Annotated in this window: 4 protein-coding genes and 1 pseudogene; all 5 read right to left on the reverse strand. The window is 70.3% G+C overall.

All coding sequences use genetic code 11. The features are described 5' to 3' along the window. Window positions 1–23: 23 nt before the first annotated feature. The 5 genes and pseudogenes from ACIQTO_RS36105 to ACIQTO_RS36125 all read right to left on the reverse strand — a co-directional run bounded on the left by ACIQTO_RS36105 (window position 24) and on the right by ACIQTO_RS36125 (window position 11047). Window positions 24–1538, reverse strand: a complete 1515-nt coding sequence (locus ACIQTO_RS36105; protein ID WP_402397437.1) for a TIGR02677 family protein — start codon at window positions 1536–1538, stop codon at window positions 24–26. A gap of 176 nt (window positions 1539–1714) precedes the next feature. Beyond that, window positions 1715–3130: a hypothetical protein gene (locus tag ACIQTO_RS36110; RefSeq protein ID WP_402397439.1), complete on the reverse strand. Its 1416-nt coding sequence runs from the start codon at window positions 3128–3130 to the stop codon at window positions 1715–1717. A gap of 80 nt (window positions 3131–3210) precedes the next feature. Then, complete coding sequence (locus ACIQTO_RS36115) at window positions 3211–9105, reverse strand: hypothetical protein (RefSeq protein ID WP_402397442.1); 5895 nt, start codon at window positions 9103–9105, stop codon at window positions 3211–3213. A 351-nt stretch (window positions 9106–9456) separates the two neighbouring features. Then, a pseudogene (locus tag ACIQTO_RS36120) lies at window positions 9457–9576 on the reverse strand (family 1 glycosylhydrolase); the annotation flags it as partial. Between the two features lie 109 nt (window positions 9577–9685). Next, the gene (locus ACIQTO_RS36125) at window positions 9686–11047 is read right to left on the reverse strand and encodes a GH1 family beta-glucosidase (protein ID WP_402397444.1); all 1362 of its coding nucleotides are present in this window, start codon (window positions 11045–11047) and stop codon (window positions 9686–9688) included. Window positions 11048–11266 lie beyond the last annotated feature (219 nt).

An 11266-nucleotide genomic window follows, 5' to 3' on the forward strand; every position in this document is an offset into this window, starting at 1 on the left:
AATGATGATCACGCTCCGGTCGCTCATGCGGTCTCCTCACGCTGGACCGCCCGCAGGGCGCCCGGGCTGCGGATCTCCACCAGGAAGTCGGGCCCCTCCAGCCGACCGCGCGAGGTCCTCAGCACGGACCGCCCGCCGTCGGGAAGCGGCCGGAGCACGACCTCGACGCGACCGTCGGAGGTGACCGCCCGGCGCGCTCCGCCGGCGTCCGGTCGTACCGCCAGCGCCCGGCCGAGCAGGTCGAGCAACCGCTCGAAGACGGCGTGGTCCAGCGTTCCGAAGCCGGAGAGCCGCACCGGACCGTCGGTACCCAGGACGTCCCAGGCGGCTTCGAGTTCGGCGCGCTCCTTCCGGGCCCGCTCGGCCCGGGACGCCTTGAGGCCCCCGATGTCGCGCACCTTGCCGGTGCGCGTGAACCGCTCGGTGCGGCCGCTGGTGCGCAACAGGGCCGACACCTCCACCGGCGGGGCCACGGCCCAGCTGTCCGACGAGGGAACCAACTCCGGATCGGGGTGCGCGAGATGGGCGTGGCGGGCCGGGCCGAGACCGAAGGCGGCCGACCACAGGCGGTGGAGGTCGTCCTCACCGGGCGCCGCGGCGAACCAGCGGGCCAGCTCCCGGAAGTCCTGGACGGCGCTGGACGAGCGGCGCCGTGATTCGGTGATCCGGTCGAGGACCCGCAGGAGCGTCACGATCGCCCGCCGTGCCACGTCGTGCAGCTGTTCCACGCGGGGTCGCGACCCGTCCGCCGGCCGGAACCAGGCCTGAAGCCCCTCCCAACGCGCCCGGCGTCGTTCCAGCCAGGCCGGCGCGGGATCGCCGTCGGCGACCGGCGGCAGCTCGGCGCCCTGCAGTGCCCGCGCGTGCAGCAGGTTCACCCCGCGCTCCTCGACCCGCTCCACGGCAGAGGCAACCGCGTTTCCCCGCTGATCGAGGTTGACGAGGAATTCCTGGAGATAGGCCACCGTCGCCGCCTTCACCTCCCGAAACGTCGCCAGGTCCGCGCCCTCGGCGCGCAGCAGGCGCTGCAACTCACCGTTGAACGCCTTGGTGTTGGCCAGCAGCGCTTCCAGGTGGCCCTCCAGCTCCTGCAGCGTGGTGAACACCCGACGGTCCGAGGAGGCGGAGTCCCCCAGCAGGACGTACAGCTCGTCGAGCCGGTCCGTGATCGCCTCCAGCACCGCCGTCTGGAGCGCACCGGTCGATGCGAGCACGGACAGGGCGTGCTCGACCCCGGCGAACGCGGCCTCACCGCGCCGGGTCAGTGAGTACTGGAGGTTGCGGCGCTCGTACTCCTCGGCGGTGCGGTAGTTCTCCGCGTGGTTCTGGACGACATCCAGCAGCTGCCACTCCCTGAGTTTCCGCAGTGCCTCCTGGAGATCGTCGTCATGGATCGCGTCGAGCCAGCCGACCGTCCGCAGCCGGGCGCGGACGTCGTCCAACCCGAGCGCGGTCTCCAACCGCTCGTTGGCCGCACCGAAGGCCTGGAGGATCGCACCGTAGAGCTCGGCCTTCTCCCCCGTCGTGAACCGGAACATCTCCGGCGGCACCCTGCGCAACGCCTGTCCTCCCCTCGCCCCCCGTGTCCCCGGTGGTCACCACCGTACGCGGACCCACCGACACCCCGGTCCGGCCACCTCGTCCCGGTCACCGGTCCTCCCCCGACTGCGGTGATCCGAGCGTCCGGCCCCGCGGCCGGCTGTCAGCGCAGATGTCAGAAGCCGGAGAGGGCGTCCAGGAGATCCTGGAGCAGGGCGTCGTCGACGGGCGTGCGATGGGCGAGCTTGTTGCGTGCCCGCCGGAGCGTCGACAGCCGACCGAACTGCTCGTCGGTCAGGGTGATGTCCCGGTGCACCGCCGCGTCGTAGAGCTCGCCGAGTTCCATGGAAGCCGGATCCGCCGATGCGCCGTTGGCGTCGCGCAGGGACTGTCGAACGTAGGTGTCGACGAGTCGGGTGACGCCGCGCACCGCTATGCGCGGAAGCAGCTCGACGAAGCCGACGCGGGCGTCGTCGATGAGGGGCAGGAGAACGCGGTTCTGAGCCTGCCAGACCAGCTTGTCGAGTTCCGTGCCACCCGATCTCCCCGCACCGGCGCGGGGGCTGTGACGGATCTGCCCCTCCCAGCTGTCGACCAGCCCGGCCGACCACGCCTCGCGCAGGCCGTTCTCGGGGAGCGGCGCGTACGCCGCTCCGGGCGTACCCCGCCCCTGGGAGCCCCGTGCTACGGCGTCGTCCGCGTGGCAGCACTCACGCAGGGCGGAAGCCAGGTCATCGGTCCTGCCGTTCCAGACCTTGGCCAGCTCCACCGCCAGTCCCAGATCAGGCCCGGCCGTCTGGACCACGGTCTCGCGGCGCAGGGCGTGCCGGATGAGCTTGGTCGGCGTCATGCGGTTGTGGGCCTGCCCGAAGCCCGCATGCGGAATCGCATCGGCCACCACGGTGGCCGTGTCGAGGTGATTCCAAACCCCCCACCACCAGTGCGGCCTGGTCACCGTTCCGTCGAGGAGGCCCATGGTGTCCGCCTCCAGGTCCTGGAGGCGCGAGGCCACCAGCAGCCGCGGACGGTCGCTCGGCTTGAGTCCGGCCTCCTTCACGGCCGCCTGGAAACGACGTAGCAGCCGAGAGACCGCGTGCGGGTTCGCCTCGGTCCAGGCACGGACGACGAGCACGGGTGCACGGCCGTCCCCGTGGCCGACCAGCTCCGATACCAGGTCCCCGTCCAGGCCCAGACTGCGGGCCAGGCGCGCGGCGACGTCCGTGTCCGGGCCATCGGCGAGCCGGGCGTCGACGGTGGGTGCGAGCTGTGGACCCGCGGAGGCGTGGAAGCCCCCACCGCCGAAGACACCGAACGGGTCCCAGCCTCCGAAGCCGTCGTCGATGTCGAAGGTGTCCTCGACGTGGTGAACGACCGACTCGCCCCCGCTGCCGAGCGGCTCCCATGAGCCCCACGGCTCCGGCAAGGCCGCGACCGGAGTCGTGCGCACGGCCGCCGCCTTGCCGGGAACGTCCACGACGTCGTCCAGGCCGTGGATCACCTCCTCCACGGCTCGGTCGGCCCGGTTTGCCTCCACCTCGGCGTCCGGAAACAGCCAGACGCAGGTCAGCCCGGCGCGCAGGTCGGCAAGCACCCCCGCACAGTGGCGTCGTGGGCCCGGCAGGTACCGGACCGCCTCCGGAGACAGCGCGCCGGCCGGATCGATGAGCTCGGTCACACCGGCCCGCCCTGTGCACGGGCCACGGTCTTGAGCGCCCGGAAGGTGACGCTGTCCACGGTGAGGACCTCGCCGTCGTCGTCGAGAACCCCGAGCGCCTCCAGATCCGCCAGCAGTGCCTCGGCCTCGTCCAGGTCGTCGTCGAGCACGACGGCCAGGTCCTGGGGGATGGCGTGGGCCCTGCCCTGTCGGTGCTCCTCCAGGCTGAACATGTCAGCCCAGCCGGCCATCTGCTCGACACGGCGGTCGGAGAGACCGGCCCGCTGCAGGTGGCTGCGGGCGAAATCGGGGTCATCGGTCCGGGCCCGCACCGCGTCGAAGAGCCTCTCCCGGGGAGCGCCCTGCAGGTACTGGGCGATGGCCTGCTCGACGAAGGCCGGCCAGCCCCCGGTCACCTCGATCAGATTGCGACGCTCCTGGACCGAGACGAACGGCTGCTCCGGCCAGGCCCGCAGGCTGGTCGCGTTCCAGCGTTGCGGCTGTGCCCGGAACACCTCCGGGAAGTCCGGGCCGAGCGCGGTCAACGGGTCGACGACGGCCAACGCGCGCCGGCGCGGGATCTCCTTGCCGTCCTCCTCCGACGCCGAGGCGTACAGGGCGAGTCGCTCGACGGCGGCCCACACGTCCGCCGGGGAAACGCCCTGAAGGTCGACGAAGAGCAGGTGCGGCGAGCGCTCCCGGGCCCACCTGGTGACCGCCTGGGTCAGCTCCGCGGGCGCCACGGACACGACCTGACACTCTCGTCCGACGTGCTGCTCCACGGCCTTGGCCAGGGAACCGGCACCGAGCGCCGCCGAGGCCGTGATCACCGCCGTGCGCCGGGACAGCGCGTCGTGCCACTGCTCGTCCGTCAGCGGGCTCATCCGCATGACCCGTCGGTGGTCGAGGCCGATGGACCGGCGGGCGACGCGCGGGTTGTAGTCGTACTTCTGGGTGAACTCGCTGGTGCGCAGCTCCGCTTTGAGCTCGTCGCGGGTGCCGAGCATGTTGACGAGGTTCGGGCTGCGCATGACGAAGCTGTTGCTCCGGCCCGGGAGCGGGAGGACCAGTCCGAGGCCCTCCATCTCCACCAGGTCGGTCCGGACCTCGTCCACGCCGTTCTGCTCGGGGAATCCGTCCGGCCACACCCGGTGCGCCTCCTCCTGCAGCTCGTGAGGCGTGTAGCCGCGGGCGTAGCCGTCCGTGAGGCTGCGCAGGGCAAGGATCAGCGTCAGGACCCGGTACCGGTCCTCCAGATCGATGGTCAGGCGGAGCCGGTCGCGGATCTTGTCCCGGATCCCTCCGGACGCGACGACCTTCTGCACGTCGGCGTTGGTGATCCGGGGGCGCCCGCCCTCCGTGGACAGGGCGCGGCCCTGCATCTCCTCGACCAGTCCCTCGCAGACGATCTGGACGAGGTTGGCCTGGTTGTTGGTCAGCGCCAGGATGCTCCAGACCAGATCGGGATTCTCGAAGAACAGCCCGGCCGCGGCCAGTGGTTCGACGACCAGATTGATCGCGGCCTTCGCGCGCAGCGGCCCGACCAGGACCGGCTCACCGCCGTGCCCGGTGATGGAGTTGGTGAGCCGGTTGTAGCGCTGCACCTGGTGCAGACCCGCGAACACGATCTTGAAGCGGCGCTCGGTGTCGGCCATCAGCTTCATCAGACCGGTGAGGGTCCGGAAGGTCGACTGGGCTCCCGCCGTCTCGACCGGCCGGGCATCCGCGTTGAGGAACGCGTCCGCCTCGTCGGCGAGGAAGAGGATGCGGCGCTCCTCGCTCTCGTTCAGCCACTGCTGGACCTGGGCGCCGATGGCAGTGGCGGTGGCGTGCTCCGAGCCGCTGCGGTCGAGTACCCCGGCGTCCGTCAGCTGCTGAGCCAGTACGCTCCAGATCTCCTGAGGGAGCCGGCTGAGCCCGATCTCGGCGAACCGCAGATCCGTGTAGACCGCGACCTGGTTGCCGCCGTGCCCCGCCCGGAAGCTGTCGGCCACCTGCTGGAGCAGCGAGGACTTGCCCAACTGCCGGCCACCGTAGAGGAAGAGGCCGCCCTCGCGGGCCATGATCGTACGTTTCTCGTCATCACGACCCTTGAACACCTCCGCAGCCACCTGGCCGGCCTGGAACGGCTCGTACGGCCGGTACGCGGCCCACGGCAACGTCACCCGCTGGACCGCGCGGAAGGATCGGGCCTCGCCGGCGGCGATCCAGCCGAACACCGCCGGATCGACGACGATCGCCTGCTGCGGCTTCTGGTGGGAGGCCTGGGCGAGGCGCCGGCGCCCGCCGATGCCGAGCGGTTGAAGGTAGAGGATGATGTTGGCCCCGAGCGCGGACTCGGGCAGGTGACGCAGCAATGCGTCCGGGCCGAGCTCCTCGGTGCCGACGATGAGGACCCGGTAGTTGCCCTTGGCCCGGGAGCCGATCCGGGACACATAGCCCGGGACGTTGTCGCTTATCTCCGCGGTGATCGAGAGCGTCATCACCTGCCAGTCCTTGCGGTCCTGGTCCACCAGCCGGACCGGTCCCTTGACGCTCAGGCCGAGCATCCGCAGCACGCTGGGAACGTGCTTCTGGAAGGAGTTGCGGCGCTCGTTCAGCCGCCCCAGCGACTCCCAGGCCTCCAAGGCGACCGTGACCGCATCGGTCTCCGCCTCACCGGAACGCCCGCGTGCGTAGTGGTCGAACCACCAGCGCGCGTCGACTCCGGTGCTGCTGGCCTTGGGCGACTGCGGGTGACGGACACCCTCAAGGAAGGCCGCCAGCTCGGTGCCGGTCTCGGCGACCTGTTCCGGGATGCGGTCGCCCTTGCGGGCGAAGGAGAGCAACTCCTCCGCGGTGGCGACGTCGCCACGGTCGATCAGAGCGCTGACCCGGGCAAGGTCCGCCTCCTCCAGGTTCAGTTCGACCAGTTGCTCGCGCAGTTGGTCCGTCTTCTCCGACATCCTGTCGTCCAGTTGGGCGACAACGTCCCGCACCCGCTCCAGCAGACGGCGGAACCGAAGGCTCCGGTCTGAGGTCTTGAGGTCGAGGAGTTGGGCCGCCAGATGGCTCTCCTGCTCGGGGGTGAGCAGGTTCTGCAGGCGGACCTGTGCGAAGAGGTCATCGGCCTGGCGCAGGGCCGTCTCGACCTTGAGGCGCCACTGGGCCTCGGCGTCACCGAGCCGACGCCGCCACACGTCCGGCTGGTTCACCTCAAGCGCGGAGACGGCACCCAACCGGCCCGCTACCGCAAGGTCGAGGAGCCGCCCGGCGATGTGCAGGTCACCGCGGTCGATGTGAGCGGCGAACGCCTTCCCCGGATCGGCCGGATTCAGGAACTCCAGCAGGGCGTCCAGGGCGTCCGGCGCGGCGAGGTCCGGCGCGTCCTGGCCGTCCGCCGCCACGGTCCAGGCCAGGCGCGGCAGCCCGAGCAGCGCGTCGGTGCCGGGCAGACCGTGCAGGGCCCGCGTGACTCCCCTGGAGGCTCCGGTGCCGATCCAGTCGAGCAGCAGTCGGACCGCTTCGCCACCAGGGCCCGGAAGCAGTGCCGCCTGTCGCGCCGCCCGGAGCGCGGCGACCAGCTCGCTACCAAGTCGGCGGTTGTCGCTGCGGGGCGGCAGCTCGGCGACCTGAACTGCCTCACGCAGCAGCGCCGTCACCTCCCCGATGCGCCCCCGCAGTTGGTCCAGAGCCGTGGCAATGATCTTGGTCTTCCGCTGGTTGGGAGAACTGACCCGGCGCGTCGTCTCCTTGATGATCCGATCGATCGCGTCATCTTCCCCGTAGGTGTCCTCCAGGTCCTGACGGAGTTGCTCGGCGGTGGCACCGCCGACCGACCACGCCGCGACCAAGTTGAGGGTGTGCCCGAGTTCCGCGTCGTCCTTGAGCAGGGTCTGGAGCACCCGCGACGCGAGCTGGTACGCCGTCTTGCTGGTCCCCAGACGCGTCTTGAGGGCCACCGCCCGATCGCGCAGATCCGCCGGGTCCACGGTGTCGTCCTGCCCGAGCCGGACCTCGTCGCCCGGCTGGACGGGAACCCCCTTACGGATTTCCAGTGCCAACGTCCGGAAGAGCTCGTTCCAGACCTCGGGCAGCCCGGGGAGCTGGGCGAAGTCGTTGACGATCGGCAGCGCCCAGCCCGCCTGCAATCCGCTGCGCACCGCGGCGGCCAGGGCGATGAGGTAGCCGTCCCGATCCTCTGCGCTCGGCAGCGCTTTGCCCTCGACGCTGACCTGCAGGGTGATCGCTGCCTGCTGCCCAGGGGCCAAGCCGAACGCCGATGTGGCGAAGGCCAGAGACTGGCACCGCTCCTGGCGCTCCCGCGCGGCCCGGGTCAGCCAGTACGCCTCGGCCAGCCTGCCCTCGGCGACCATCTGCTCGACCGGGGAGGAGCCGTCGCCGGTCCGCGTCCAGACGTCGGTCGGCTCGACTGTCACCGGCTCCTCGACCGCCTCGGCGGCCTCCGACTCCGCTTCGACCGATGCCTGCTTCGGGATGCCGAGCGAGTGGGCGGCTCGCGGCTCGACCAACTGCCTTGACGGGCTCGATGGTTGCTTGATCTTGGATGTGGCGGGCCTGGTGCGGCCGTTCGACTCGTCCGCGGTCCGCGAGGCCGCAGCCGACCCCACTGGCGCGGGGATCGCGTTGGCCGGCGCCAGCTCGGGCTCGGTCGCTCTCTCGCCCGCCGCAGGCTCTGCCGGTATGGCTTCCTGGGCTCCCTGACCCCGCTCGGAGACCGGCGTGTCGAGGGTGTCCAGGAGCTGCGCGGGCGCCTCGAAGGTCTTCTCCGGCGGCTGCGTTTCTCCCTCGACTGCGGCGGGGATGGCATCTGCACCCGCCTGGGAGGACAGCTCCTCGCCAGAAGCGCCGCCCGTCGCGCCCGGCTCCGCGGACACCTCCGACCGGGGGGCGTGGACCGGGCGGGGCACGAGCCCCCGTCCATCGATCGACTGCAGCTCCTGGAGCCGGGCGTCGATGGCGTCAAGCTCCACCTGCAGCGCACTCAGCACACCCGGATAACTCACCGTGCCCAGCATCGCAACAAGTACCTCGCGCTCGGCCACGGCCGTCGCGATCTCCTCCCCGGCCTTCGCCGAGCGGACGTCCGCCAGGATCCGGTCGAGGTCATCATGGGTCTGCGCAGTTGCCCACCGGACGTCGCTGCCAAGTCCGAGCGCCAACTCCGCCGTATCCTCCCGCCGACCGAACCAGGCGTCCACTGCTGCAGACAGGTCGGTGTCCCGCCGCCCCACTCCTCTGCGGACATCCGCCGCCAGGCTCTCCAGCCGCCCAGCCAGTACCTCGCCTTCCCTACGAAGGCGGTGCGCAGCGGCTTCGAGCTTCTCCGCCAGGTCGCCAGACATCAAGCTCTCCCTGTCTACGTCTACAACTTCGGATCGCACGCTAGGCGGGTCGTCGCATCGGGCCGCATGCGAGGCCGTGCCGGACGCGCGCGTCTCCACTCTGCTCGCGCGGCGGGGGCGTTTCGGCTCGGGCCAATCCGCTGCAGTGGCAGCGGCCTCCCACAGAACGTCCCATTGCACCAGGACATGGTCGCGTTCGGGCGTGCTCTCGTCGGTCAGCACATACCAGTGGAGGGCGAGGCAGGCGAGGGACGGCGGCAGGCTCGTCAACGCCGCTCTCAGGCAGTCGGTGTCCGCGCCATGTAGGCCCTGCTTCACGAAGCCTTGCTGACGTGCCATCTGGTCGGCCACCTCGTGCCCGACCTCGGCGACACGCAAGAGCAGATCCGCAGGAGCCTTTGCGACCCAGGAGCGCACACCTGCGGCACTCGCGCGGGTATGTCGGGTCGATTCGCCCTTGTAGCCGAAGGGCTGGCCGTGCACGACGGCGAGGAAGGCGAGCAGGTGCTGAAGGGCGTCCGGCGGCTGACTGGAGAGCCAACGGCGGAGCTCGGGAGCTGGCGGCACGCCGCCCATCCTCACACGGCCTCGAGCTCATCCGCAGGAGAATCGGCCAGTACAGCAGCGTCTCTCGGCTTTCAAACATCGAGATCGCGCTGGCGCGCGCCCCGAGTCGCAAGCGCCCGGCCCTGCGCGACCGGCCCGCAGCAGAACAGCGGCAGCGGGATCCGAACTTGTCGAGCTCCCCGTTCTTTTGCTTGTTACTCAGGCCGCAGCTCCCGCGGGCCGCTCCATCCGGAGGACCTCTCGGGCATGACCAAGGAGAGCCTGCATCCACGCCGATCGGACATCAACCAAGTCACCATCCCTTCCAAGTATGCGACCTGACAAGGGGGGTGAAGGCGACAGCCCGGGAGCCTACTTCGCGAGTCGCTCCCGATGGGCAGTGACCAGCTCCCGGTACCAGGCGTACGAGGCCCTCGGCGTACGCACCTGCGTCTCGAAGTCGACGTGCAGCAGGCCGAACCTTTGATGGAACCCCTCAGCCCGTCGAACAGGCTGTCATTATAGCGAAGTCTTAACTCTAAGTCACCACATTTTCCAAGTATGCGATTTGACAAGGAAGTTGAGGCAACAGTCGGGGCGCCTACTTCGCGAATCGCCCCCGATGGGCAGCGATCAGCTCCCGGTACCAGCCATACGAGGCCCTCGGCGTGCGGCGCTGCGTCTCGAAGTCGACGCACACCAAGCCGAACTTTTGATTGAACCCCTCCGACCACTCTAGGTTATCGATCAGTGACCAGGTGTAGTAGCCGCGGACGTCGACGCCTTGGGCGACGGCCTCGGCGAGGGCGTCGAGGTGGCCGGCGAGGTAGTCGATGCGGGGCTGGTCGTCGACGGCCGCGGTCGTCGAGCAGCCGTTCTCGGTGATGGTGATCGGCGGGAGGGCGGCGCCGTACCGATCACGCAGACCGACGAGGAGTTCGCGCAGGCCGTCGGGGACGACGGGCCAGTCGAATGCGGTGCGGGGGACGCCGTCGATGGGGGCCTCGGCGAAGGGGAGGCCGGGGTCGGTGGGGGCGGCGATGCGGGTGGGGTTGTAGTAGTTGACGCCGAGGCCGTCGAGCGGGGTGGCGGAGATGAGCTTGAGGTCGCCGTCGTGGACGCAGCCGCCGAGGTCGGGGCCGACGCCGTAGGCGGAGAGGTCGGGGTAGCGGCCGAGGAGCAGCGGGTCGGTGAACAGGCGGTTGTGGAGGGCGTCGTAGGCGTCGGCGGCGGCGAGGTCGGCGTCGGAGGAGGAGGCGGGCCATACCGGGGTGAGGTTGTTGGCGATCATCACCTCCAGGCCGCGCTCACGCAGCACGGCGGCAGCGAGACCGTGCCCGAGGAGTTGGTGGTGGGCGGCCGGCAGGGCGTCGAGCATCAGGGCGCGGCCGGGCGCATGGATGCCGAGGGCGTAGCCGTAGACCATGTGCACGAAGGGCTCGTTGAGCGTGATCCAGGTGGAGATCCGGTCATCCAGGCGGTCGGCGACGATCGCGGCGTACTCGGCGAAGCGGTACGCGGTGTCACGGTTCAGCCAGCCGCCGCCCGCGGCGGAGCCGCTGGTCGATGGAGCTTCCAGGCCCTGCGGCAGGTCCCAGTGGAAGAGCGTGGGCAGGGGGGTGATGCCCGCTGCCAGCAGAGCGTCCACCAGGCGGTCGTAGAAGGCGAGTCCGGCGGGGTTGACCGGGCCGGCGCCGGTGGGCTGCACGCGGGGCCAGGCGATCGAGAACCGGTAACCGTCCAGCCCCAAGCCCTTCATCAGGGCGATGTCCTCGGGATAGCGGTGGTAGTGGTCGCAGGCGACCGCTCCCGTGTGACCATCGCGGATCACGCCGGGGCGGGCGGCGAAGACGTCCCAGACGGACGGGCCGCGCCCGTCCTCCTCGACGGCTCCCTCGATCTGGTAGGCGGCGGTGGATACGCCCCAGCGGAAACCCGCCGGGAGATCGAGTCGGTTCGGCACGGCCTGACTCCTTGCTCACGATGGCAATGCGTGGGACAGAGACATGGGCCCCAAAAACATGAGGACAACTCATGTTAGTGACTTGGCGTCGAAACACCAGACGCCGCCGCAAGGACTCGCGGCCCTAGTACTGCAACGGTGCTTACCGTGATGAGGCTTCAGCTCTTGGGCTGTGGCCTCGTCTCTTGTAGTGGCTGGTCCGGGCCTGGTGTTGGCGTC

The organism is Kitasatospora sp. NPDC091207 (assembly GCF_044768625.1).
Lineage (GTDB): Bacteria > Actinomycetota > Actinomycetes > Streptomycetales > Streptomycetaceae > Kitasatospora.

Coding starts and splice junctions, on each gene's coding strand:
- ACIQTO_RS36105 (WP_402397437.1), bottom strand. CDS start 1,538: ATGTTCCGGTTCACGACGGGGGAGAAGGCCGAGCTCTACGGTGCGATC.